This is a genomic window from Methylobacterium sp. CM6246, from assembly GCF_054818005.1.
Map to the genome: position 1 here is coordinate 1 of NZ_JBTXKY010000002.1, position 22,254 is coordinate 22,254.

The 22,254-nt window shown below is 62.4% G+C and carries 35 protein-coding genes; 14 read left to right on the forward strand and 21 right to left on the reverse strand.

Annotated features, from left to right (window positions below):
- Positions 1-147 precede the first annotated feature (147 nt).
- Positions 148-372, reverse strand: a complete 225-nt coding sequence (locus tag ACYQPG_RS29720) for a hypothetical protein (RefSeq protein ID WP_461232573.1) — start codon at positions 370-372, stop codon at positions 148-150.
- A gap of 778 nt (positions 373-1,150) precedes the next feature.
- Between ACYQPG_RS29720 and ctrA the strand changes: the two genes are divergently transcribed.
- Together ctrA and ACYQPG_RS29730 are read left to right on the forward strand one after the other, a co-directional pair.
- Positions 1,151-1,852, forward strand: coding sequence for a response regulator transcription factor CtrA (gene ctrA / locus ACYQPG_RS29725; protein WP_461232574.1), 702 nt, complete (start codon positions 1,151-1,153; stop codon positions 1,850-1,852).
- 94 nt (positions 1,853-1,946) lie between these two features.
- The gene (locus ACYQPG_RS29730; RefSeq protein WP_461232575.1) at positions 1,947-2,465 is read left to right on the forward strand and encodes a Ros/MucR family transcriptional regulator; all 519 of its coding nucleotides are present in this window, start codon (positions 1,947-1,949) and stop codon (positions 2,463-2,465) included.
- Positions 2,466-2,485: 20 nt separating this feature from the next.
- On the opposite strand, the gene ACYQPG_RS29735 is transcribed toward ACYQPG_RS29730, so the two are convergent.
- Positions 2,486-2,803 (reverse strand): hypothetical protein, encoded by a 318-nt coding sequence (locus tag ACYQPG_RS29735; RefSeq protein ID WP_461232576.1) that lies wholly within the window; start codon positions 2,801-2,803, stop codon positions 2,486-2,488.
- Positions 2,804-2,903: 100 nt separating this feature from the next.
- Between ACYQPG_RS29735 and ACYQPG_RS29740 the strand changes: the two genes are divergently transcribed.
- Both ACYQPG_RS29740 and ACYQPG_RS29745 read left to right on the forward strand, forming a co-directional pair.
- Positions 2,904-3,464 (forward strand): tellurite resistance TerB family protein, encoded by a 561-nt coding sequence (locus tag ACYQPG_RS29740; RefSeq protein WP_461232577.1) that lies wholly within the window; start codon positions 2,904-2,906, stop codon positions 3,462-3,464.
- Positions 3,465-3,754: 290 nt separating this feature from the next.
- Positions 3,755-3,979, forward strand: a complete 225-nt coding sequence (locus ACYQPG_RS29745; RefSeq protein ID WP_461232578.1) for a hypothetical protein — start codon at positions 3,755-3,757, stop codon at positions 3,977-3,979.
- A 54-nt stretch (positions 3,980-4,033) separates the two neighbouring features.
- On the opposite strand, the gene ACYQPG_RS29750 is transcribed toward ACYQPG_RS29745, so the two are convergent.
- The 4 genes from ACYQPG_RS29750 to ACYQPG_RS29765 form a co-directional block, all read right to left on the reverse strand.
- Positions 4,034-4,381 (reverse strand): hypothetical protein, encoded by a 348-nt coding sequence (locus tag ACYQPG_RS29750; protein ID WP_461232579.1) that lies wholly within the window; start codon positions 4,379-4,381, stop codon positions 4,034-4,036.
- Positions 4,382-4,907: 526 nt separating this feature from the next.
- The gene (locus tag ACYQPG_RS29755) at positions 4,908-5,594 is read right to left on the reverse strand and encodes a ParA family protein (protein ID WP_461232580.1); all 687 of its coding nucleotides are present in this window, start codon (positions 5,592-5,594) and stop codon (positions 4,908-4,910) included.
- 201 nt (positions 5,595-5,795) lie between these two features.
- Complete coding sequence (locus ACYQPG_RS29760; RefSeq protein ID WP_461232581.1) at positions 5,796-6,464, reverse strand: recombinase family protein; 669 nt, start codon at positions 6,462-6,464, stop codon at positions 5,796-5,798.
- Complete coding sequence (locus ACYQPG_RS29765) at positions 6,461-6,613, reverse strand: hypothetical protein (RefSeq protein ID WP_461232582.1); 153 nt, start codon at positions 6,611-6,613, stop codon at positions 6,461-6,463. Before ACYQPG_RS29765 ends, ACYQPG_RS29760 begins: the two co-directional genes overlap by 4 nt.
- A gap of 1,792 nt (positions 6,614-8,405) precedes the next feature.
- Here ACYQPG_RS29765 and ACYQPG_RS29770 point away from each other — a divergent pair.
- Complete coding sequence (locus tag ACYQPG_RS29770) at positions 8,406-8,597, forward strand: hypothetical protein (protein ID WP_461232583.1); 192 nt, start codon at positions 8,406-8,408, stop codon at positions 8,595-8,597.
- A gap of 4 nt (positions 8,598-8,601) precedes the next feature.
- Entirely contained in the window at positions 8,602-8,787 is a 186-nt protein-coding gene (locus ACYQPG_RS29775; protein ID WP_461232584.1) for a hypothetical protein, read from the forward strand.
- A gap of 49 nt (positions 8,788-8,836) precedes the next feature.
- Here ACYQPG_RS29775 and ACYQPG_RS29780 read toward each other — a convergent pair whose 3' ends face one another.
- From ACYQPG_RS29780 to ACYQPG_RS29790, 3 genes are all read right to left on the reverse strand, one after another.
- Positions 8,837-9,106: a DUF6894 family protein gene (locus tag ACYQPG_RS29780; protein WP_461232585.1), complete on the reverse strand. Its 270-nt coding sequence runs from the start codon at positions 9,104-9,106 to the stop codon at positions 8,837-8,839.
- 131 nt (positions 9,107-9,237) lie between these two features.
- Positions 9,238-9,435: a hypothetical protein gene (locus tag ACYQPG_RS29785; RefSeq protein ID WP_461232586.1), complete on the reverse strand. Its 198-nt coding sequence runs from the start codon at positions 9,433-9,435 to the stop codon at positions 9,238-9,240.
- Between the two features lie 59 nt (positions 9,436-9,494).
- The gene (locus tag ACYQPG_RS29790; protein WP_461232587.1) at positions 9,495-10,238 is read right to left on the reverse strand and encodes a Crp/Fnr family transcriptional regulator; all 744 of its coding nucleotides are present in this window, start codon (positions 10,236-10,238) and stop codon (positions 9,495-9,497) included.
- A gap of 276 nt (positions 10,239-10,514) precedes the next feature.
- Here ACYQPG_RS29790 and ACYQPG_RS29795 point away from each other — a divergent pair, with 276 nt between their 5' ends.
- The 4 genes from ACYQPG_RS29795 to ACYQPG_RS29810 all read left to right on the forward strand — a co-directional run bounded on the left by ACYQPG_RS29795 (position 10,515) and on the right by ACYQPG_RS29810 (position 12,480).
- Entirely contained in the window at positions 10,515-11,228 is a 714-nt protein-coding gene (locus ACYQPG_RS29795) for a Crp/Fnr family transcriptional regulator (RefSeq protein ID WP_461232588.1), read from the forward strand.
- Positions 11,228-11,482 (forward strand): DUF6894 family protein, encoded by a 255-nt coding sequence (locus ACYQPG_RS29800; protein WP_461232589.1) that lies wholly within the window; start codon positions 11,228-11,230, stop codon positions 11,480-11,482. The genes ACYQPG_RS29795 and ACYQPG_RS29800 overlap by 1 nt, the downstream gene beginning before the upstream one ends.
- A gap of 85 nt (positions 11,483-11,567) precedes the next feature.
- The gene (locus ACYQPG_RS29805; protein WP_461232590.1) at positions 11,568-12,128 is read left to right on the forward strand and encodes a chemotaxis protein CheB; all 561 of its coding nucleotides are present in this window, start codon (positions 11,568-11,570) and stop codon (positions 12,126-12,128) included.
- A 40-nt stretch (positions 12,129-12,168) separates the two neighbouring features.
- Entirely contained in the window at positions 12,169-12,480 is a 312-nt protein-coding gene (locus tag ACYQPG_RS29810) for a hypothetical protein (RefSeq protein WP_461232591.1), read from the forward strand.
- A 624-nt stretch (positions 12,481-13,104) separates the two neighbouring features.
- On the opposite strand, the gene ACYQPG_RS29815 is transcribed toward ACYQPG_RS29810, so the two are convergent.
- Entirely contained in the window at positions 13,105-13,353 is a 249-nt protein-coding gene (locus ACYQPG_RS29815; RefSeq protein ID WP_461232592.1) for a hypothetical protein, read from the reverse strand.
- A gap of 296 nt (positions 13,354-13,649) precedes the next feature.
- On the opposite strand from ACYQPG_RS29815, the gene ACYQPG_RS29820 reads away from it, so the two are divergent.
- Positions 13,650-14,375, forward strand: a complete 726-nt coding sequence (locus ACYQPG_RS29820) for a sigma-70 family RNA polymerase sigma factor (RefSeq protein ID WP_461232593.1) — start codon at positions 13,650-13,652, stop codon at positions 14,373-14,375.
- Between the two features lie 589 nt (positions 14,376-14,964).
- Here the strand turns inward: ACYQPG_RS29820 and ACYQPG_RS29825 are convergent.
- Complete coding sequence (locus ACYQPG_RS29825; RefSeq protein WP_461232594.1) at positions 14,965-15,225, reverse strand: hypothetical protein; 261 nt, start codon at positions 15,223-15,225, stop codon at positions 14,965-14,967.
- 231 nt (positions 15,226-15,456) lie between these two features.
- The gene (locus ACYQPG_RS29830; protein WP_461232595.1) at positions 15,457-15,600 is read right to left on the reverse strand and encodes a hypothetical protein; all 144 of its coding nucleotides are present in this window, start codon (positions 15,598-15,600) and stop codon (positions 15,457-15,459) included.
- A gap of 154 nt (positions 15,601-15,754) precedes the next feature.
- On the opposite strand from ACYQPG_RS29830, the gene ACYQPG_RS29835 reads away from it, so the two are divergent.
- Complete coding sequence (locus ACYQPG_RS29835; protein ID WP_461232596.1) at positions 15,755-15,973, forward strand: hypothetical protein; 219 nt, start codon at positions 15,755-15,757, stop codon at positions 15,971-15,973.
- Positions 15,974-16,011: 38 nt separating this feature from the next.
- On the opposite strand, the gene ACYQPG_RS29840 is transcribed toward ACYQPG_RS29835, so the two are convergent.
- Positions 16,012-16,218 (reverse strand): hypothetical protein, encoded by a 207-nt coding sequence (locus ACYQPG_RS29840; protein ID WP_461231260.1) that lies wholly within the window; start codon positions 16,216-16,218, stop codon positions 16,012-16,014.
- A gap of 111 nt (positions 16,219-16,329) precedes the next feature.
- On the opposite strand from ACYQPG_RS29840, the gene ACYQPG_RS29845 reads away from it, so the two are divergent.
- Positions 16,330-16,587, forward strand: coding sequence for a hypothetical protein (locus ACYQPG_RS29845; RefSeq protein WP_461231259.1), 258 nt, complete (start codon positions 16,330-16,332; stop codon positions 16,585-16,587).
- 161 nt (positions 16,588-16,748) lie between these two features.
- Here the strand turns inward: ACYQPG_RS29845 and ACYQPG_RS29850 are convergent, their stop codons facing one another.
- The gene (locus ACYQPG_RS29850; RefSeq protein WP_461231258.1) at positions 16,749-17,096 is read right to left on the reverse strand and encodes a DUF6522 family protein; all 348 of its coding nucleotides are present in this window, start codon (positions 17,094-17,096) and stop codon (positions 16,749-16,751) included.
- Between the two features lie 1,814 nt (positions 17,097-18,910).
- Positions 18,911-19,111 carry a hypothetical protein gene (locus tag ACYQPG_RS29855; protein WP_461232597.1) on the reverse strand — a complete coding sequence of 67 codons (201 nt, stop codon included), beginning with the start codon at positions 19,109-19,111 and terminating at the stop codon, positions 18,911-18,913.
- Positions 19,112-19,564: 453 nt separating this feature from the next.
- Here ACYQPG_RS29855 and ACYQPG_RS29860 point away from each other — a divergent pair, with 453 nt between their 5' ends.
- On the forward strand, positions 19,565-19,762 hold the full coding sequence (locus tag ACYQPG_RS29860) for a hypothetical protein (protein ID WP_461232598.1): 198 nt from the start codon (positions 19,565-19,567) through the stop codon (positions 19,760-19,762).
- A gap of 465 nt (positions 19,763-20,227) precedes the next feature.
- On the opposite strand, the gene ACYQPG_RS29865 is transcribed toward ACYQPG_RS29860, so the two are convergent.
- The 6 genes from ACYQPG_RS29865 to ACYQPG_RS29890 all read right to left on the reverse strand — a co-directional run bounded on the left by ACYQPG_RS29865 (position 20,228) and on the right by ACYQPG_RS29890 (position 22,210).
- Entirely contained in the window at positions 20,228-20,479 is a 252-nt protein-coding gene (locus tag ACYQPG_RS29865; protein ID WP_461232599.1) for a 3',5'-cyclic-nucleotide phosphodiesterase, read from the reverse strand.
- Positions 20,480-20,575: 96 nt separating this feature from the next.
- Positions 20,576-20,833 carry a hypothetical protein gene (locus ACYQPG_RS29870; protein ID WP_461232600.1) on the reverse strand — a complete coding sequence of 86 codons (258 nt, stop codon included), beginning with the start codon at positions 20,831-20,833 and terminating at the stop codon, positions 20,576-20,578.
- On the reverse strand, positions 20,830-21,228 hold the full coding sequence (locus ACYQPG_RS29875; protein ID WP_461232601.1) for a hypothetical protein: 399 nt from the start codon (positions 21,226-21,228) through the stop codon (positions 20,830-20,832). Before ACYQPG_RS29875 ends, ACYQPG_RS29870 begins: the two co-directional genes overlap by 4 nt.
- Positions 21,225-21,551, reverse strand: a complete 327-nt coding sequence (locus ACYQPG_RS29880; RefSeq protein WP_461232602.1) for a hypothetical protein — start codon at positions 21,549-21,551, stop codon at positions 21,225-21,227. The genes ACYQPG_RS29875 and ACYQPG_RS29880 overlap by 4 nt, the downstream gene beginning before the upstream one ends.
- A gap of 234 nt (positions 21,552-21,785) precedes the next feature.
- A complete protein-coding gene (locus ACYQPG_RS29885; RefSeq protein ID WP_461232603.1) occupies positions 21,786-22,040 on the reverse strand; it encodes a hypothetical protein in 255 nt (84 codons plus the stop codon).
- Positions 22,037-22,210 (reverse strand): hypothetical protein, encoded by a 174-nt coding sequence (locus ACYQPG_RS29890; protein WP_461232604.1) that lies wholly within the window; start codon positions 22,208-22,210, stop codon positions 22,037-22,039. The genes ACYQPG_RS29885 and ACYQPG_RS29890 overlap by 4 nt, the downstream gene beginning before the upstream one ends.
- Positions 22,211-22,254: the final 44 nt, after the last annotated feature.

The following is a 22,254-nucleotide window of genomic DNA, read 5'->3' on the forward strand; positions in this document are numbered from 1 at the left end:
GCCAAAACCGGTTCGGACGATACCACGCGGCCTGCTGCTGTTTGCTGTAGGCCCAAGCTCTGCCACGGACGGCAAAATGACCGCCGCCGAACTGATCGCCACGGCTCGCGCTGCTCGCGAAGCCACCGAAAGCCGGCCGGATCGACCCTAGTCGCGCAGCGCCTTCCGTAATTCAGGCAAGGCTGCAATCCGAACCGCCATGCGCCGCGCCTCGCTGCGCGACATGCGGTCGGTGCCGACTTGCTGCTGAGCATCGTCCGCGAAGTAGACGTAGGCCACGGGGAAGCCGTTGGCGTCCTGGATGCAGTAGGCGTTTTCAAACTCGACGGCCTGCCACGGGGCCGGAAAAAGGTGGGCGGGTGGCTCACTCACGCGACCGCCCTGCCCCCGATCCGTGCTCATTGGCGCCCCAGCGCCTCACGAAGCAAGGCTGCCCGGCGCTGCCGCATGCGCGCATTGTTGATCAACGTCACCACGGACGCGCTCAGACCAACCAATGCAGCAGGCGTCAAAAGGAATGCCGCGGTGATCATTCTGCCCCAGACCCGCTGACTGCGCCGACTGCGGCGGCCCCTAGGGCGGCTGCCAGCGCGGCAAGGAAGGCGGCTTCGATCATCGTGTAAGCCCAGACGCGTCTTGGCCGACAGCGGGCCCAGGCCCGTGCGTCACAGGTGACAGCCTAAGGACCAGTAGTTGACGTATTGTTAACCATGATTGGAAGGGAGGCGCCGCCAGAGTTCGACATCCGCTAGGCCGCAAAGGCGGCGGTTCAGCACTTCGGCGCCCATTACGACTACACGCCGCCGCCCGAAGCGACCCAGTAGCGAGGCTGCTGACTCGGGTGCGCGCACGTACCAGCGTCCAAATTCACCCGCCGGCGGCCTTCGGCGGCTTGGCAAGTGCTGGATGGCCAAATTCAAGCCTGGGCCGTCCTGGGCCTTCTCACACGATTTGAGGGCAATATTCTAATTCCAATATCGGGGCGCCTAGCGCTGTTTTAGCAACGGCGTGCTGTAGCTCGCCAGCCTAGAGCTGACACCCGACGAATGGGCGGGGCCGGGTTCGTCACCACGCACTGAACGGCAACGACGTCCGTTAACGTTTCAGTATCTTTGCGGAAGTATGAGGGCCTATAGTTCGAGATGGTGTCATGCGTGTTTTGCTGATCGAAGACGATGCCACCGTCGCGCAAAGCATTGAGCTGATGCTCAAGTCTGAAAGCTTCATCACCTATACCACCGATCTGGGTGAGGAGGGTGTCGACCTCGGCAAGCTCTACGATTACGACATCATCCTCCTCGACCTGAACTTGCCCGACATGTCGGGCTACGAGGTGCTGCGCAACCTGCGCGTGGCCAAAATTCAGACCCCCATCCTCGTCCTGTCCGGCATGGCCAGCATCGAGGACAAGGTGAAGGGTCTGGGCTTCGGGGCCGACGACTACCTGACCAAGCCGTTCCACAAGGACGAGTTGATCGCCCGCATCCACGCCATCGTGCGCCGCTCGAAGGGCCACGCCCAGTCGGTGATCACCATCGACGACCTGATTGTGAACCTCGACCAGAAGACCGTCGAGGTCGGCGGCGCCCGGGTGCACCTCACCGGCAAGGAGTACCAGATGCTGGAACTCCTCTCGCTGCGGAAGGGCACGACGCTCACCAAGGAGATGTTCCTCAACCATCTCTACGGCGGCATGGACGAGCCCGAGCTGAAGATCATCGACGTGTTCATCTGCAAGCTGCGCAAGAAGCTCGCCAACGCCAGCCAGGGCAAGAACTACATTGAGACCGTCTGGGGTCGCGGCTACGTGATGCGTGACGGCACGAGCGAGATGCAAGCTATGGCTGGCTAAATCTGTCTTCGAAACTTTTCGGACATCTCTAAATCCGGATTGATTTCTCGTACGCGCAGGCACAAGTGTTCTGCTTTGCACAAGTAGGTACACCGTGGACGAAAACGCAGAGATCATCGAGCCTCAGGCCGTCAACTTTGTCGAACTGACAGCCGACCTTGCCTCGGCCTACGTGTCGAAAAATTCTGTCCGACCGGGTGACATGCTGGACCTGCTCGCCAGCATTCACGGCGCGCTAACTGGGCTCGGTCAGGGCAGCGCACCCGAGGCCCCGGCGGTCGACAAGCCCACCCCCTCGCAGATCCGGAAGTCGATCACCCCCGACGCGCTGATCAGTTTCGTCGACGGCAAGCCGTACAAGACCCTAAAGCGGCACCTCAGCGGCGCCGGTATGACGATCGAGCAGTACCGGGAGCGCTACGGTCTGCCGCGCGACTACCCCTCGACGGCCGCCAGCTACTCCGAGCAGCGCTCCAAGCTCGCCCACAGCTTCGGTCTCGGCCAGCAGCGCAAGAAGGCTGCCGCGAAGGCTGCCGAGCCTGCTGAGACCGTCTCTGACGGGCCGAAGCGTGCCGGGCGGCCGCGGAAGGCTAAGGACACTGCTGAGGCGTAGAGCACTGGTAGTTGAAAGGGTTACGGGATCGGTGCCGTCATCTCGACGGCGCCGTTGGGCGTGAACCGTTCAAGTCGGGGGCCTGGCTTATCGGTTTCGCCTTCCAACCGATCTAGTCGGGCATTGATGGCCTCGATCCACTCCGCGTTGGTACACGTGCCCAGGAGTGGTTCGAGGATCCCTGCAAGATCGCGAGCGAGCGCGTCCCGGTTCATGTCGCTGAGCCGGCCGCCGCTCTCCTCAAAGGCTGTAGCGGCGGCCTCCCCCATAGAGCGTGCCTGATCCGCCCCTGATGGACCCACTATCTCGACGCCTTCCTGAGATCGCTTCGTCAGCATCAGCTTACCCAGTAGCTTCCCGTCTCGCCGATGGCCCCATGAACCACCGTGGCGCTCAAACCGTTGCAGGATGAATTCCGTCCGGTAGCGGGAGGCCTCCGTGGCTGAATCGAAGCAGATGGTCGACGCGCTGGTACGCGATCGGCAGGGTAGCACCATTGCGGCGACAGCTGCACTGGGCGGCATCGCGCTAATCGTCGGTCTCGCGCTGAAGGCGCTTCCAGGTCGCGCCCCTGTATCGGACACGACACCTCCGTCCCCGGAAGCAAAATCGCCTACGACTCCCCGCACACCGTTCGATTATTCTGAGGTCGGCGAGGACGAGGCCCGAACGATGCTCCGCGCCATGGTGGCTGCCACGATGGCTGATGGGCTGATGGATGCGGGAGAGCGAGAGCGTCTCTATGGTGCCCTCTCTGCTGCCAAGATCGGCCCTGCTGGTCTTGCATGGCTGGATAAAGAATTGGCCGATCCGGCAGACGTGGATGAGCTCGCGGCGGGGGTGAGCAGTCCACAGCAGGCGGCTCGCATCTACGCGGCCGCTCGCCTGGCGATTGAACCAGACACTCTACAGGAGCGGCAGTTCCTTAAGATGTTGGCTGAGGCACTGGATGTTCCGGCCGAGGCCATGGTCCGGCTCGATAACGAACTGGAGGCCTGACAACGAAGGCATCCCCGACAATCGCTACGGTAAGCGGCGGCGCCTCATGGCCCAGCTTCAGCGCGGGTCGGCCTGGGCCGCAGCGAGCTGCGCCGGTAATGCTGCCAGGCCGCTTAGGCGGCGTGGGGATAGGGTAGGCTGGCGGTTCAAGCCGCACGATCACGAGGCGCGTCATGATTGACTTCGTCGATACGTGTTATTGACCGTATCTGTTTGAATGATGGTGCGGTGCAGCGCACATTCCCTCTCGAAGCGGGGATCAACCCCGAACCGCCAGAGGGACCAATACCATGACCGTTCGCACCTTCGTTCTTGCCGCCCTTGCCGCCGTTCCGATGATCGGTACCGCGCTGGCGGACGAGCGCGTTAACCTGACGCCGCCGCTCTACCGCGAGCAGGCTCGCGTGACGGCCACCGTCCACTCAGCTTCCGAAATGACGACCACGCCGCGCGTTGTCCCCGCGGTTGAGCTGTCCCAGCCCCTCCCCGAGGTGACTGGGTCGCTGGCCCGCTAATTGAGCTGACGAACTTCTGCCGAGCCGAGTTTGGCCCGGTGGAACGCGTCGCCCTCAAGCACCCCGCATTGTCACCGACCCATCGTTGGGATCGACCGCCTCGACCCGCGGACTGGAGAGTCCCATCACACCGGCTGTGTTGTCGAGCGCACGATTACAGGCAGCAGCCAGAGTCTTGCTGGACCGGGTTGGCATTGCGAACAGGATTTCGCGCAGCAAGCGGGCTACGACGGTCTCCCGTGCCAGGTCATCGAAGCCAGGATCATTGCACTCGCGTTCGACGGCCGAGACAACGTTTTCAGCGATGATATGCGCGGCGCTTTCAAGAGTGGGACTGTCTAGCATGGCAAGACCTCTATGACTGATATCCAGCGCCAATGACGCCATATTATCAGTGTTCACCAGAGTAATGTCACTCCAGGCCGTTCATACTCATAGGAACCCGCTCCCACTGTGCCCCTTGAAGGCGTTTGCCCGCTGGATGAACCCGACCACCGTCCCGGGATTCCGGTGGCCGGACTGGTCCGTGATCCGAGCCAGATCATCAGCTTGAGCAAGCTGGTAGCTATCAGCTATCATTTTTTGGCGGTGCTTTGCTCCAGCAACTCAACAGCGCGCTCGAACGCCTCGCCTAGGCCCCACCCGTTCGCATCCGCTACCCGGATAAAAGTCTCGATCGTCTCAGGCTTCAGCTTGAGATTTAGCTGAGCCGTGCGACCTGTCCTGCGTCGGCGCTGTTGCCGGGGCGTCGCCGTGATTGGCTCGCTTTTAACAGGTTCTCGGCTTCGGAAACCGGTAGCTTCAGCCGCCTGCCTCGTTGCCTCAGCTGTAGGCTTGTCGTCCCGTGGCTTCGGCTTGGCCCAGGCTGAGGGGTCAATATCGTCGAGCTCATCGCCGAACCCGAGCGAAGCACGTTCCCTGCCGGCCATCACGCTGCCGACCTTTCGTTCGCAGCCGTTTTGAGCTTCGACACCACCTCCCCCGCGAACTCGCGAGCGTTCTGGATCGCTTTTTCGAGATTGCCCGTCTGCGCCGCCACAAGCCCCGCCAGCGTACCCCCGAAATCGAACAGGTCCTTGAAGGCGGCCCGTTCCACGATCGCCGTCTCGAACATGGCGATGCCGCCGGCCTGTAGTTGCTCCTGCACGTTGCGCAGAGCACGGGAGGTGACGGCTGCTCCGGTACGCGTGAGCAAGACCGCGTGGGCGATACGTCGGCGAGACAGCTTCTCCGAGTTGCGGATAAGGCGGATGGTCTTGGCCGCGCCCTTCGCATCCATGCTGGATCCCTGCGTTGGGATCACCACCAGATCGGCCATGCCGATTGTGTTGGCTACCAACAAGCTAGCTGTTCCCTCCAGATCGACAATGACGAACGCCGCGTCGCGCTCGGCAGCGTCAATGGTGTCGACCACACTCTCCTCGGTCACATCGCTGATGATAGTGACGTTCTCAGGCTTGCCCGGCAGCTTCGCCCACTGGCTGATCCAGCGCTCCGGATCGGCATCGATGATGGTGACAGATGCCCCCTTGGTGGCCAGTTCGGTCGCCAACAGCAGGGCGCTGGTTGATTTTCCGGACCCTCCCTTCGGGTTAGCAAAGGCGATGACGGGCATGGTTCCTCCGAGCTTGTGTGCCTCTACGCAACACGTCATGCGTAGCTTAACAGGTAGCTAACAGATACCTCATGCTAGGCGATAGCTAGCCGATGGCTATCTAGTAGCCAAACGCTATTCGCTAGCTTCCTAGTATTTTTGGATAGCTGATAGCTACTTAGTAGCTCAAAGGACGAACAATCTACGTGGCACTCGGCAATCTCAGGTCTTTGTTAGAACCCTCTGAATTTGAACAGCTGACCAGGCCCCGCCCCGGGCTGCCGGGATCCCGCGAGCGTTCAGCGCCGCCGCGATCTGGCGCAGCGATACGGCACCCTCCAGCCGTGCGGTGGCGATGACCGGGGCGAGGTCTAGGGCCCGTTCCCCAGCCCTTTTGGTCTGGCGCGCCCTGCTGCGCACCTGACCGGTTTCCCGGTTCGACAGGTTCTCCGGTTTGCCCAACCGCACACCGCGCGCCTTGGCGGCCGCCAGCGCGGCCTTGGTCCGGGTCGAGATCATCTTACGCTCGGCCTGAGCGACTACCACCATGATGCCGACCACAAGCTCGTTCGCCTCCGGCATGTCGGCCGCTACGAAGCGCACACCGGCCTTCTGTAGGTTCAGGAGGAAGGCAGCATCACGCGACAGCCTGTCGAGCTTGGCGATTACCAGCGTCGCCCCGTGGAGCCGGCAGAGCGCGATGGCCTCCAAGAGGCGAGGGCGGTTGTCCCGGGATCCGCTCTCCACCTCCACGAGCTCGGCGACGTGCCGCCATGCGCCGCCTGCGAGGAAGTCAGCCACAGCTCGGCGCTGTGCTTCCAGCCCGAGTCCGGATCGGCCCTGTCGTTCCGTCGAGACCCGCAGGTAAGAGACAAAGGCACCGGCGCTCACCGGCGTGGCTCCTGGGCCTCGGCGGCGTCCTGCATGGCCTTAGCCCAGTGCGGGCAGGTATGGGTCCGCAGATCACTCAGGTGCCGACGCTCATGCACGTGCTCGCACCGGCGCACGAACTCCTCGGCCCATGCACCGGTGTCAGACACCCCCTGCTCGTCTGTCCCAAAATCCGTGAGGCCGCAGCGCGGGCAGACAGCTGTCTTCATGGCGTGCTGAAGCCCCTCTGGCAGGGTGTCACGTGCGGTCGAACGGACGTTCAACCAGATGAAACACCCGCCCACGAGGACCCAGGAGACACACAGCAGTTACCCCGCAGCCAAGCTCGCACCCATTTCAGGATTATCCGCCGCGGCGCGGTCGGAAGGTGCGCAAGGCCGGGCGAGCCGTGATGATATGGCCGCCCGGCAGCCACGTAGCTTTTGCGGATAAGCCTACAAAGCTGCAACTTTGCAGGAACGGAGTAGGGCTACGGCGGTTCCTGCCGCGATGACCAACCCTCTGGTTCTTGCCGGTTCAGTCTTCGCCGCTGTGGCGCTTTGGGTCGGTGTCTACACCGCTCTGCTGCCGAAGCACGTACCCGCTTCCCCCGACGTTTGGCAGATGGGTACAACCGAGAGCGCTTCGATCCTGGACCTCGAACATGAGGAGTCACCGCCTAAACGGTGGGTCGATTTACCCCGTGAAGTCCCTGTTTCTGCCAGTGATCTGCCGGTGCGAGACGATAAACCCTCCACGACGATCATGCCGGCCGTTGGTCACACTCTGAATAGCGCCCGCTCGGGGCATCTCCCGCAGATCCGCAAGACGGGGCTTCCGGACCAGTTCATCAAGCGGCGCCTCATACGCGAACGAGCCTTTACGCCACGACGGGTTCACGCGCGGACGCGGTACAGGCGCAGGCCGGAACCGATCCAGTTCAGCTTGGCAACGCGCTCCTCGTCCTGAACGTCATCTCGAATGCTAACTGCCATTATGTTTGGAACGGTATTACGAGCCTCGCCGTAAGAGCCGAGCGGTCTTGTCCGGGACCGCATGGTTTTAGCGGGGGCATCTATGCGCGTTCTCGTGCGCACGATCATGGCGGCTAGCCTGATCATGGCAGACGCGGCTCAAGCTGCCTCTCTGACCGCAACGCAAGGTGGACGGCAGGCTGAGAACCAAGTGACGCCCTACGAGGCTCGCCTCAAGAACATCCTAGACCGCGACGAGAAGAGCTGGAAGCGGCTCTCTGCCTCGATCTGCGCCGGGTGTGGTGCGCCTCCAGCGCCTCCGGAGATCGCCCACGCCACGCCGTTGCATGTGCGAGCGCAGCGCGAGGCGGCCGCAGCCCAGCAGCGACTCGAGATGGCCCCCTCCACGTCCACCAGCCGGCCGGCATCGGTTCAGAGCGCCGCTTTGCGTGAATACGAAGGGGAGCGCGCTCGTGCGGTCCGATCTAAGCCAAACCACGCACGCATGACGGCTCGGGCGCGGCGGTACGCACGGTATGCACGCTTGCGCATGATCCGGCATCAGAGGCGCCTAGCGCTCCTTCAAACTCAAAGAAGGCATGCCCTGCTCGCAGCACGGGCACAGCACGCAGCTCATCGGGTAAGGGTGGCTGCTCTGGGGCTTGGCAGCTCTGAACGGGAGGGGGCTCGCTCCGGCGACGAGCGGCGTCCTGTGCCGCTCCCGCCTCAGCGCCCCGACGCGCTGTGTGCCGATGACCGTGGGCTCGTCACCTCTGACGGGCACTGGTCATCAGCATGCGTCAGCGCACGGTGATCGTCAGCCGAGGCGTTCAAGCCGGCCAAGACGGAGATCAACCGCACGTTGGCCTAGCCCTTCCGTGAGCAGTCGTTCACCCGGACATCAACTACGAGTCCTAAGACGCCGACAAGGCCGCGTGGAAGCACAAATGGTACACGCCGCGATCCTGCTGGCGCATCCGATGAAGGGATGAGCGAACCAGTTGATCGGCTTGCGGTCAGGCAAATGATGCGGGGGCTCGATGGGTTCGCCCGCGGCCTCGGCCTGGACGAGTTAACAACGCGCAAGATCGTCGAGAAGGTGATCGCCGACATGCCCGAGCATCTGCACGACGAGCGCCTTGCTGAGGCGCGTCGCCGGATGATCGTGGCGTCCGCGTAGCAGTATGGCTGTCGTTGATGATGTGCTGGTTGAAGCCGTTCAGGCACTGCGCGCATGCGGTTACATCGTTGAGCCCTGGAGCAATGACTATCCGCTTTGGTTGGTGGATCGAGAGACCCTCACGGACGCTGCCGTCATCGTTCTAGCTTTGCGGCTGGGCCTGATGGATCGGGCTGAACAGGTTCAGTAGCCGTTATCCTGGCGAAGAGGGGCACTCGGCAATCGAGCCCTCGGGCCGATTAGGCGGCGGCTTTCTCCGGTGCGTTCCGATCAAGACGCACGCGCTCGACGGTAAGCGCCAATGACGCTCGGAAGCGGATAACGCCCGCCTCGTCCCGCACCGTGGCAGAGATCTCACGCCAGTTGCGCGCAGGGTGCCTCGCCTGGGCCATCTCGGGCAGGGTGCGCATCGCCATCTCCTCGGCGCTCGCCAGATCCCGATACTCAGCACCATCCTCGTCAATGATGGCGTGGGCGCTGTCGTCGGTGTCGATGAAGAAGCGAGGCATGTGCATTTCCGAAAGCTGTCGCGGTGTTCCCCCTGCGACAACTTGGCGGACGGTATGGTTAATTCGCCCTTAACGATGCTGCCCAGCAGCGAGAGGGTTCGCCTCGTGACCTTCTGACAGCACACAGCGCATCAGGTTCGCAGGGCCGGTTCAGCGACAGTGAGCCGCTCCAAGATCCAACTCTGTGCTGCGTCGAGATCCGCGAACGTGGGCGGGGTCGTGGTACTCAACCGCCCGAAGCCTGCTTCCAGAAACCACTTGCCCACGTCGTCATCGTGCTCATCTGAGAGCATCACCAAGACCGCCACGAGGAAGTCGCCCCTCAGCACCAACTGTCCCGCTGTATCGGGGCTACCAGTGGCGACACGGATTGGCTGAAGACGGAGGTTCATGCGGCGGCTCGATCTCCCAGGTGCAGATAGTTGGACCGGAACTCCGCAATCTGCTTGAGCCTCGGCAGGTCGAGGATCTTCATCTGCTTCTTTGTTATTTCAATCAGCCCCTCCTGCCTGAGTTCCCGAAGCGTCCGGTTCACATGAACGGGCGTGAGCCCCGTGGTGTCGGCCAAGTCTACCTGCGTGAGCGGCCACGCGTAGGCGTTCTCCTGCGCCCGGCCGACCACCTGTAGGCGCGCGAGGACCTCGCAGAACAGGTGAGCAATCCGCTCGATCGCCTCTCGGCGGCCGACGTTGACCAGCCATTCCCGTGCAGTCGCCTCGTCCACCAGCGTGGCCTTCCGCAGTGCGGATGCGACTGCCGGACGTTGCAGCAGATCTTGGATCGTCTCGGGCGAGATCCGCACCACCTTGCAGTCCGACAATGTGCCGATCGAGTGATCCAGGCCCTTCAAGAGCGCCGCGTCGAGGTCGCCCATGTCGCCCGGCACGAGGTAGGCCATGATCTGCCGGGCGCCGGTCGCCCGAAGCTTGTAGCGGCAAGCCATGCCCTCCAGGATCAGGAACACACACTCGGCCGGATCGCCCTCGCGCGCCAGATCCGTACCGGCAGGGACAGATTGAGTGTGCACGCTGACCATTAGCAGCGCGGCTCTGTCCTCCGGCGGAAGCGGCCCGAACCCCTCCAGCTTGCGCAGGAACGAATTGTCCGTGGCGTCTAACCTACTGTCTGTCATGATCTGGCGCGCCCCTTTCGCAAGCCAGTCGGCTTACCGTGTCGATCGTGTTCTGGGTCGGGACCGCAACTAACACCGTCCAAGTTGTGGGCAAGCCAGTCGCGCTTTCCGGTGCGATAACCGGCATTCGCCGTTATGCCGGACATCACACCCAGCGCTGGGCGGCATTGCGGCTGCCAAAGCGCAGCACTAGCTCGCGTACATCGTCTGCACGCTTTCCGAGGCGCAGGCGGCTAGGAGACGCCACCGTGCTCTTGCCCCGACCAGGGAAGAGCCGTGTCTCAACTCCAGCAATCCAACATGCGTAATCGCCTGCTGAAGGCGCTCGCCGTTGATGATTTCGATCGGCTCGTACCGCACTTGCACTTCGTGGAATTGCCTGTGCAGCAGTCGCTGATCGCACCCAATCAGCCAGTGAAGCACCTTCACTTCATCGAGAGCGGCATCGCATCGATCACCGTTGAGGGCTCGATGGGCAAGGTCGAGGTCGGTATCGTCGGTCGTGAAGGTCTGACCGGCGCAATACCGGTGCTAACCAGCAGCGACCGCGTCCCGCACGACCAGTTCATGCAATTGTCCGGCGATGGGCACCGCATCGACGCGGGTGTCCTGTACGAGGCTTTCGATACGAGCCGCTCGCTGCGTCGGCTTCTGCTGCGGTACGTCCAGGCGGAGTTCGTGCAGACGCGCCAGACGGCCTACGTCAACGCCACCTACAACATAGAAACCCGCCTCGCCCGCTGGCTGTTGATGTGCCAGGACCGAGTGGATGGGGATGATTTGCGGGTCAAGCACGAGTTCCTATCGATGATGCTCGGCGTGCATCGCTCGGGCGTGACGCTGGCGTTGCAGAACCTGGAAGGTGGTCGCTGCATCCGGGCAAGGCGCGGGCGGATCACGGTGCTGGACCGAGAGCTTCTGGAGACCGTGGCCGACGGCAGCTACGGCGCGCCCGAAGCCGAATACGCCCGGCTGATCGAGGGCGCCTGATGCCGCGCTACTTCCTCAACCTGCGCTATGGCCGGGACAAGCTCGCGATCGATCCCGAAGGTGATGAGTTGCCCAACTTAGACGCGGCGCGGGAGCGGGCGTTGGAGGCGGCACGGGATCTAATCGCACGGACGCGGACGAGCATCGTGCGGGACTGGTTCACCTGTGCCTTCGAGATCGTGGACGAGGCGGGGCACCCGGTGCTCACGGTGCCGTTCAGCGACACGGTTGCTGAGCTAGAGGACGGGGACTGAGCGCGCGATCCGTATTGGATCGGTTCAACCTCACTGCCCGATCCAACCGCGAACCGGAACCTGCCGCGGTGATTGTCACCGTGAAATGGGCGTCATCATTGTCATCGCCACCTCCGCTGGTGGCCTCGGTCCGCTCCTGCAGATCGTCACTGCGCTGCCGCCTACCTGCCGCGCCTCCGTGTTCGTCGTCCAGCACATCGGGGCGAACCAGAGCGTCCTCCCCGACATCCTCGCTTGGCACGGCAGGCTCCCATCAGCCTTCGCCCAGCACGGCGAGGTCGTCGAACGCGGTCGGATCTACGTCGCGCCGCCCGACCACCACATGCGGCTGCGCGCTGGCGCGATTTGGCTGGATCAGGGAGCCAAGGTGCAATTCGCGCGTCCGGCCGCCGATCCCCTATTCATCTCAGCCGCCGAAACCTATGGCGAGCGCGTCGTCGGGGTCGTGCTCAGCGGGGCGAACAGCGATGGAGCTGCGGGCATTCTCGCCATCACGGCGCGCGGTGGCCTGGGCTTGGTGCAGAACCTGGACGAGGCCAAGTTTCCCGAAATGCCCTTAGCGGCGCTGAAGCTCGATCACCCTGAAGCTCCCCTCACCGCCGAGCGCCTCGCAGAGCGGGTGGCTGCACATTGCGCCAGCTTCTGAAGCGGCTCGACGCCCGCGCTCCAGCGTCTATCGTGGGCGGATGCGCTACCACCACTTCGTATTCGCCGTCTTCGCTTCTGTGGCTGGCGCCGGAGGGGCAATCGCGCAGCAGCAGCCTCCAACTGTTCCGGAGTTGCTGGCGGCCGAGGCGAAGGCCACGAGGATCTGCGAAGGCTCGGGGGACTCAGCTGTTGCCCAGGAGCAGTGTCGGCTGCGCGATCGTTTGAGCGGCCGTCTGGCTCAGGCCGGCTATTGCTGGGGGCGCAAGGGGCAGGCAGACGAGAAGAAACAGTGGCACGCTTGCCAGTCCGACTCCGTCTACGAGGATGATATCGACGCGGTTGAACGCTGATGAGCTACCTGATCGCTTCCGGGTGGGGCCTTGCCTCCCCCTTGAAGTGCTGCGGGGTCAGTGGGCAGCCATCGTGGATGCGAAAGTGCGATAGCGACGTGCGCCTCATCGGCGTGTAGCCGCCCATGATCATTATCCGTCCACCACAGGCCGGGCAGCGTTTAACTGCATCACGGTGGCGGGCTTGAACCTCGTCGACCGGCATGGCCACCCACTTCCCGTCGGACAGGACTTCACAGGTGAAGGATGATGGCGCGGGCATAGCCAATCATGCTGCCGCAGCACCGTCGCCGCTAGGCCATCGAGATCACACCGGAGGTCGCTCGGCCCCGCCGCTCACTCCACTCGTAGATGGAACAGGGTGCCTCCACATGCGGAGTATGATCACCTTCAAGCCGAACCCTCACAAGCTGCGGGTCACCCCATCCTTGAAGGAGCCGGGCCGGTTCGACTGGTCGGTCACGCGGGACGATGTGGTCGTGCGTCAATCGCCTCAGTCCTTCGGCTCGGAGGGAGCGTCAGAAGCGAACGGCGATGCGGCGCTTCGAGAAGTCACATCTCATTGGCTGAGCGGGCGATAGGGGCAGATTGCTTCGTAGCTGCCTAGCTGACCGCACGCGACGGCTACACCCGCTGCGGCTGCGCGAGCATGATAGCGGCCCGGACGGCAGCTCGACGAAGCTCCGCGCTGGCCCAGGGCTGGCCGATCAGTGTGTTCGCGAATGGGTGCGCGGCCACAGCCACCGCTGGATCTATCCGATAGCGATCGCCGAATGCCACCGAGCCGGCTCTCGGATCAGCCATGTAGGCATCCACGACGGCCGCTACGTCGTCGTCGACGATGTCGAGGGTATCGAACAGGTCGAGGGTCATGAGCCGATCTGCCATGACGCTGCCTTAGGCGCTTCACGATGGCTGTGCTCTGAACGAGGTTAACTGAGTGTGCAGCCTCGGCTCACATATCCGTCAGGCCGCCACCCACCTATGTGCCAATTTGGGGTGGTAAATAACGAGATCGCGGTCAACTGCTGATTGTGGCTCTGCGTGTACACAAGGCAGTGTTTCGATGATCGGGCAAAGGGCCTGTTAGGCCGCGTTCATGAGGCTGCTGCAAGACCGCCCGGTCCGCGTTTACCCGCGCGGATTTTGTCGAAAGGACGCAGGCCAGCATGGTTTTGGCGAACGAAGGTGAGGCTCCTAGGGCTCAGCTCGATGAGGCGGATGAAAGCCGCCCTGCCCGGCCAGCGGATGTCGAGATACCTGCCTTTGCGCGCGAGCACCTAGGCCGTGAACTCCGCAGCTTCTACGATGCCGTTCTCGTTGAGGAGCAGCCAGCCCGGCTTCTGCAGCTCATCGCCGATCTCGGCGATGTCCTGACGGCTTGGGATGCCTCAATCTCTGCGGAGTTCCGGACCGCTCTGATCGCCGCACTGCCGGGGCTTCGCGCCTTCGCCACGTCGTTGGCCGTTGACGCCAACCGTGCGGATGATCTGGTGCAGGAGACGGTGATGAAAGCCTGGGCAAACCAACGCCGGTTTGAGCCGGGCACCAACTTCATGGCGTGGCTGTGCACGATCCTACGCAACCATTTCTACACTGAGATCCGCAAGCGTAAGCGCGAGGTCGAGGACGCTGAGGGCAAGATCGCGGCGCAGATGATCGCGCCCGCAGCCCAGGAGCACTCTGCCGACCTACGTACACTCCAGGTCTACCTCGGTAAGCTGCCGCCTACTCAGCGGGAGGCGATCATGCTGGTGGCGGCGCAGGGCATGACCTATGAAGCCGCCGCCGAGGTAATCGGTTGCCAGATTGGCACGGTGAAGAGCCGCGTCAGCCGAGCACGAACGACGCTGGCGGAGCGCCTTGAGATATTCGAGAGCACTGCAGCCCTGTAACGGTGAGCTCCAGGTCGAGGGAAAAGTGCAAGCCGCTTTCCATCAACTGGCGAAGAACCAACGCGACCTTTCCCTCTATCCGCTCAAGGGCTAGCGGGGATCGCCTCGGCATGGCACGTCGGCGGGATGCCCTCGCCCGACCTCCAGACTTGTGAAGCCAAGATCGAAGGCTCCTGGCGTTCGATCAACCTCGCGGAAGCGAAGGGCGTCTACGCGATGTCGCCGAAGCGCTGCTCATCCTGCCACGGGGCAATGATGGTCTCGGGCTCATATGCCGAGGGCGGCCAGCGGAAGTTCACCCATCGCAAGGGACACGATGGTTGTCCTCTCCTGCCAGCGCGCTTCAAAGGCACGCCCGCGCCGCATCCCCAGGCCCTTACCTGAGAGCCGGCTCGGGCCCGCCGCCCGATCTGATCACGGGCTGGCGGGGAAGCATCCGATCTCACCAGCGGTGGGCCAGTACGCGACGTAGCCCATAGCCATAGTGGCGCGGCAGGGTTGAGCAGCCTTCACCCAGACGGACCAGGGACTGTCCCAGGTTGGCGCTGATGCGAGCTGGCATCGAAGTTGAGCCCGCGCTGCTGGGGCGTCAGTCCACCCCACAATCCAACAGATCGCGCCTGCGCTGCTCGGAGTTCTCCTGCGCCTCGTCCTGCCAGCTCACCTCTGGTGGATCTGGGTCGACCCTAAAGGGCCGCTCCCCCGGCATGTAGAGGCTGCGTGGGTCGGTGGGCAGTGCGCCCGTCGTCTCGGGATCCTGATCGCAGCCCCGAGCCAGCTGTTCGGCCTGGGCGAGCGCGGGGCCCGCGCACACGGCCATGGCCACGGCGATCACGAGCGACTTCCTCATGGATGGTGATCCTGACGTGCCGGTGTAGGCACACGTACCGCACCTGCGGTGGAGCCGAGGTAGGGGCGGACGTCTTAATGGGGGGCTCGGGGCACCGGCCACATCTGCGTGAGTGGGGCAGACATGCGTGCCTGGCCCCGCTGCACGGCCCCAGGTTGGCCGGCCTATGCTGTGACTACGCAGCTGGCCCAAGTACGCGATCCGCCCCGGAAGCGGGATGGTGCAGGTGGGCTAGTGGGTGGTGAGCCGTACCGGCGAGGTCTTGTGCCGAAACAGGCTGCGCAGCACCCGGAACGGTAGCAGCACCAGCTTGGCGACGGCGTGGGCGGCCATGACGACGACGACGGCCAACACGGCCAACAGGGTGTTCCGCATGCGGGGGACTCCTGGCGGCGTGATACTTGGCGGACCGCCCCCGCCATTGTCTTCAGGAGGCGCGCCGATCGCGGCGGGACTGTGATGCAGATATCTGTGGCCCAGACAGGCATTCCCCAGTGACGCGCTGGTCCGCTGCTCGTACCCCGGATCGATGCCGCACCTGCCGAAGCGCCATGCCTACCTCGTGGCCGTGTCGCAGAAGCGCGAGGCAGTACGTGTCTACGCGGTGCTAGCGGAAACGCCGGATGCGGCGTTGGAAGCCGTGGCTTTGAACGCCCCGGCTAAGTCGAAGCTGGAAATCGTCGGTAGCCTGTCGCGTGCATTGGTAAAGCGCATCGGGCTCAAGCCGGGGGAGCTACGGCTGGTGTGATGGATCGGCCTTTTGGCCCGAAAAGCATGCACGAGCGCTCAACGACGCCCGCCATCAGCTCCCGGCTTCAAAGACCGCTCAATGGCCTCCATGGCGCTCTCATACGCTTTCCCCTCGCTGCGGTGCGCGCGATCGGACCGTTCGATAAGCTTGCCGCTTCGGCGGATGGCCCATTGGAAATGGCCCTCCGGCTTGGGAAGCGGTGAGACCTCGATGGAGTAGGGATGGGGGACGTTCTCGGCCATCGGCACGCTATGCCAGCCCTATTCCGACGATGCTAGTTGTTTGCATCGACCGCCGTAGGCGAGCCAATTCCGGGCTGGCGGCGATGGAACTGGCATGGCACTTCCCTAGTCATGACGACGCCCGACCCTCAGATCTGTGAAGCGAAGATCGAAGGCGCTTGGCGTTCGATCAACGTTGCCGAGGCAAAAGGCGTCTACGTGATGTCGCCGAAGCGCTGCCCATCCTGCCATGGGGCAGTGGTGCTGTCGGGCTCATACGCCGAGGGCGGCCGTCGGAAGTTCACGCATCGCAAGGGGCACAACGGCTGCCCCCTCCTGCCGGCGCGCTTCAACGGCATGCTTTCGCCACATCCTCAAGCGCTTGCCTGACGGCCAGTGCTGCCCCGCCGCCCATATTTTCCGGGCTGGCGGGGCGTCATGCCGTTCCTCACGGCGAGGGGCCATTACGCTACGCGGCCGAGATGTAGGATGACGAGGCGCAGTTAGCCGTGCCTAAACGGCTAGCTACAGGACGATCCCAGAATGAGAGGTTAGGCGGTCTTCAGGTTGGAGGCGCTCTCTTTGTCGCGGTCTGGGACGACCTCGACGTCCTGCCGGACCCTGCGCCGGTTGATGGCCATAGCGCTCGGCTGAGGCTCCCAGTGGAAGTCGGTGAGCAACTGGCCATCGGGGCCAAAGATGCCCTGCCAGCCGAACTTGCCGACGGTGATTGTCACCCGTGATCGGCCTTTATCGCGGCCATATCCCCGATCAAGACGGCTATCGATGCGATCCAGAGCGGCCTGCCTTTGCAGTGCCCACTCCGTCATACCGAGCCGGCGAGCGAGTTCCGGGGGTTTGATCAGCCAGCCACCCTGCCTGTCGAGATCGAGACGCACGCGATAGCCCTCCGCATCCGTGGAGGTCCGTGCAAACAGCAGTCCATACGCACGTAGGGGGCAGATTTCCCTGCCTTGCGCACTACCTCTCCCTCTCGTTGTTTAGACAGCAGGGTGGTCCGGTGCTGTTCTCGACGTGCCGAACCTGCGGCAGACAGATCAGCCGATCTGCCAGGATCTGCGCCCATTGTGGTGCCCTGACTGGAGCAAGCAGGCAGTCCATTCATGAACCCGTCGCCGGGGTGTCCAGCTTCATCGCCGCGGTAGCGGTCGGCCTCATCGCGCTCGTGCTTGCTTGGTGGACCGGGCTATTCCCTTAGTATCGGCTTGGATGAGGCTCACAGCCGATCCTCACCGGAAGCCACCTCAAACGGATCGTGTCACCCCAGGAGCCCGAGGACGCTGTTGATCCCCATGCCGAGCGCGAACACTCCGGCGCCGATCCACACGAGGTTGGCGAACACGCCGAAGATGATCACCGCGCGCCCTATCCCATCACGTCGTGCCTGCCACTGATGAACCGCCCACGCTGGCATTGCGGCCTCCTGATCCGCTGATGTGCGCCGTGTGAACGCTGATCGACTGCGTGTTGCTCCGACCCATCCTAGCTATCCACTACCTACGCAACGCGCAGTAGGCGACGGTATGAGCCCACGCGATGGTGGCTTGCAGCTGGCAGGTGTGAGTGACGCCCATTCCGCGATGTGGTGCAGATCCACGGGCGGCAGATGGCGAAGGCAAAGTGAGCGTTTAGGCGGTCCAATCTGTCATCGTTGCGGGCATCCCTATGGTCGCAGCCCTGATACGGTCTGGCCCGTCGCCCGGCGTAACGCACCAGGAGACTCCTTACCTCCACCCGCCCGGCTCGCCGGCGCGGGCTTTTTTTGCACCCAAGCTTCGTTTAAGTGCTGTTTCTGCAATTCAAAATCTATCTACGCGACTGGTAAAAACAAAATCGATCAAACCGGATTGAACGATAGCATTTTGGCTTTGAAGCCATTTACATCCACGGTTGCAAACCATATATGATGCAACTCAAAGGCGGGAAAAATACCATCCGCCGATATCCCGCCCCACCGAAAAATCAGAATTAGAGCTGAAAACGTACGCATAAAATTATCTTTATATAACTTTCAGGCATCGCCATGATAATCGCAGCTTTGCTATTTATTGCTGGGATCGCACTCGGATGGCTCTTCAATGCACGAGCGATCATAATATCGTCGATCGTAGTGTTTCTATGCTCGATAATTATATTTGTAATGATTGTTGGTTTCGAGCCGTTGCAAGTATTATTAGTGTTTGCTTATCTAGTTGCTCATCAATCGGGATATCTAGTGGGTGTTTATTTCTCTCATGGCGACGAACCTGACCAGATAAATGATAGATCTCACCAGAACAAGATCAGCCGGCCCGCAATATCATAGATCGGCGCCCAAATCGCCACGGCGGATATGACCGACGCTACGACGAGGGCCAGCGATGGTCGGGTGGATGAGGTACTCTTCAGCAGCGATGCCGAACTCACGTCATTCATTGTCGTTACCTCGAAATTGGCTTTCGGCGGTTCTTGAAGTCGAGCTGGTCAAGTTCTGACGCTGAGGACTGCAAAAATATCCTGATAAATTTTTCGCGCACCAAGACTGAATTGAAGCGGTGCTATGACAGAAGCATCGAACCAGCACAGCCCATTCAGTTTGGTGGTCTGCCATGCCGCCATCGCTTGGCGGCGGCGCGGGACCGGATCGCTAAGGCCCTGCGCATAGGCTGCCGCCGGATACCGGCTCCTAAGTCAGCTGGGAGCATCGCGGCGATCAGGTCCCCTCAGCCGTGAGAAGCAGCAGCCCCGAGGTTATCAGCAGAACGCCGAAGATTGCGGCCATCACGACGTCACGTAGTTCGATCTCTCTGCCATCCCGGACCGTCGTGACAATCCTCGCGGCTGAGTAGCCACTGCCCGCGCCCGCGAGAACGACGGCGGTGATCAGGATCCAGCCGGTGAGGGTCTGAGCCATGGCGGGCTACTACACTAGGCCGAGGCCGTCCTACTCTGCTGCCAGGCATGCATCAGCCTCGCGCTCGATGAACCCGCGAGCGGTGAGCAAGAGGCTCTGCCGATTTCCAGGGTCGCGGATCGCTTGCCAGAGGCGGAGCAGTTCAGCGGCATCAGCGGCGTCAGACTTAAGAGCTGTCTTCCCTTGAAAGGCCTCGACGGGCACTTCTAACGCTGCCGCTACCCGCTGCAGCTGCTTCTGAACCTCAGTTGCATAGGTTGTTGGCCGAGGGTCGTTCGGCATTCCTATGCTCTCCATCAGCACCACAACGGGCAGGGTTAATTCACGCTGGCATTGCAAACCGTGTACCGGTCCGCAACCGTGTTATGCAATCTTCAACCGCATGGCGCGCCCGTAAAACCAACGGTTGTAATGCTTCCAAGCTGCCGCAATAGTCGTCCAATCGACGTACTGATGACGGGAATGATGACTGAGGATGCGGGCCCCGAGGCGATGCTGGACGCCTGTATCGCTGCTTATGAGGCAGTGAAGAAGCACGGCACAAGCGAGATGCAACTGGCTGCTCGCGTGCTGCTGCAACTGGTCGGCGAGCAGATTGCTCGTGAGGTCACACCCCTAACCGCTGATGCGAGCAACGAGAACGTCGGTTAGGTCGCGCGGCGATTAAGGCCGCCTCGCCTTCAGCACGTTTTCCACGAAGCAACGGATCAGCGCTTTGATCCCGCCGCGCTGCCCCCCTTCGGCTCAAGAACTCTCAGCGGCACGCCAGTTCCGAACCGATCGTACTTGCGGCCCGGGATATCGAACATGCCCCTGGCGGCGATCACAATGGTAGGGCGATCCTGCTTGCGGGCGATGCGAATTACCCGCTGACGAAAGTCGTGATCCGCCTCGGGATCGCTCGTCGCTTAACTCAGAAGAGTCACCGCGCCACTGGCAAGGATCCCGGCTGCTATGACCAGGACGAGAGCGTCTTGGACGCCGGCATCGTTGAGAAACTTCACAGAGGCCGCTGCCACCGCAAAGACAGCCAGCGCCATCCCGAGCGTCGCCAGTCTCACTTCAGGTAGCCCTTCACCTTCAAGTGCTCGGTGAGGAGCTTCACGACTCGCTTTCTTATTTCCCGCCCCCGCCCTTATAGGCCGTGATTGCTCGCCGGCAGTTCTCCGAGATCTTGTCCATGTTCGTCTTGAAGCAGGCGTCCATCTCCGGGCTGTCCGGATCAGTGCCGCTGCAGAAGGTGACGGCATCGCCCGAACAGTAGGTCTTCAGATCCTTGTTGCCACGCTTTGATGCAGATGCATCAGGAGCCGCGAGAACGGGGATCGCTACGACGATGAGGCTGAAGGCAAGGATCAGGCTGCGCATACTGGATACCTGGCTAAGGGAGTTCGTCCACGCGCTAACGGCCTGGCTCGGTCTTCTATCCCTTCCAGCCCCGAACCGAGATTTGAGTCTTGTTGCTCATGAGCGCGCCTGTCGCTCTCGATGAACGTAGGACGCCACGCCGGTGGCGATCAGGACGGTCCCGACCGCGATGTAGGCTAGCTCGACGATGCTGATGATAAGGTCGGTCGGCCGCATGAGGGCCAGCCACACCATGAACAGCAGGCCCGCGACGGGCACGCTCAGGGCCAGGACGCTGATCACGAACACCAGCCAGTGCGGCATTGCCCTGGGGCGCCGAGGTGCCGGCAGCTTGCTATCGCTGATGCGTGTCACGGCTCCTTACGCTCCCGGAGCTGAATACCGATCTCGGCGTGACTAGCTATGCTGATAGCTTCGCTCAACAGGGTATGCAGGCGGCCAAGGAACGTCCTATGCGTAGGATCGGACATATCGCAGATGTTGAAGTCCGCTCGAACTAGTGTGCGTACCTCTTCCAAGTAGTGGGTCCGCGCATATTGCGATTGCTGTCGCGCCACTGAGACCGCGTTTTTGCAAAAGCGCTCAGCCAGTACCTCGGGTGCGACTTGGCTTGGCTCTTTCAGTTGCCCACCGAACTCCCGCATATCGCGTTGAAACACGAGCGCCTCGAATTGCAGAGTCTGTGGAAGTACGAGCGCCGTTTCTTCGCTCGTTACCCACCCCGGCCCGATGTCGAGGTCCGTGGTCATGGCTGGCCCTTCTCTCTCCAAAGCTCGGCGAGAAAGCGTGTCAGCCCTTGCTGATCGATGTCCTTCAGCGCCCCATCCTCGGCTTGCGCCTCTAGCACCGCCTCGTCAGTGCCCCGGCCCAAGCCATGCAGCGCCTGGGCAAGCATCGGCCACCAGGGCAGATTGCACTCGCGCAGGAAGAAGGCGGCTTTGATCAGCGCCGTGCCCTGCGCCTCAGGAACCGGACGGCCTAGGATCTGGGCTTCAAGCACCTGGTCGATCAGAGCTTCCGTGAGACGGCGGACCTCAGAAAGGCGTTTGTGGGAAGAAGGCTCGACGGTCACGCCTGATCCTTCCGTTCCCGAAACTGGATCCCGGCCCCGCCGCTGTTCTTGGGGATGAATTCTAGACCCGCAGTCATGGCCGGAGATCGGCGACTACTACAACGGCAGCTGCAGTGACAGCCGCAATGGCACAGTCTTCAAACGCATAATCCAAACCCGCAGCCTCAAGCGTGCGTTCGACGCTCACGAGCACGACCGCCACGCCAATTGCCAGTAGCCGGCCTATGATCGCACTCATCTGACATGCTCAGCTGCATCGCTCTCTTGGATGCCGAGCCACTCCAGCGCGGCCAGTCGCGACTCGAAGGTGCGCCACTGGGATGTGAACGGTGCCGGCCTTTGGGCCGCCGGCATCTCTTCGAGCAACTCGATCTGCCACATGTCGCTTGGACCGCCGCGATCGACACTGCGTACCAGCCCGGCCATCACGATGCCATCGAGCAGTACATCGTAGCTGCCAGGTGCCAGTTGCTCGACGGTATAGGTCACTGCTGTCCCTTGTCGCTGCGGAAGCCGGCAAAAAAACGCGTCAGGCCGTGCAGGTCGGCGTCGGGAAGTGTTTCCACGGCGCCCTGCTCCGCCTCGCCGTGCGCAACGCCTCGTCCGATCTTTCCTGCTAGTTCGTGAAGCGCCTGCGTCAGCAGAGGCGGCCACTCCACGCCGTGGTCTTAGAGTAGGCGCGCGTCTCTCGCCAGCGCGGCAG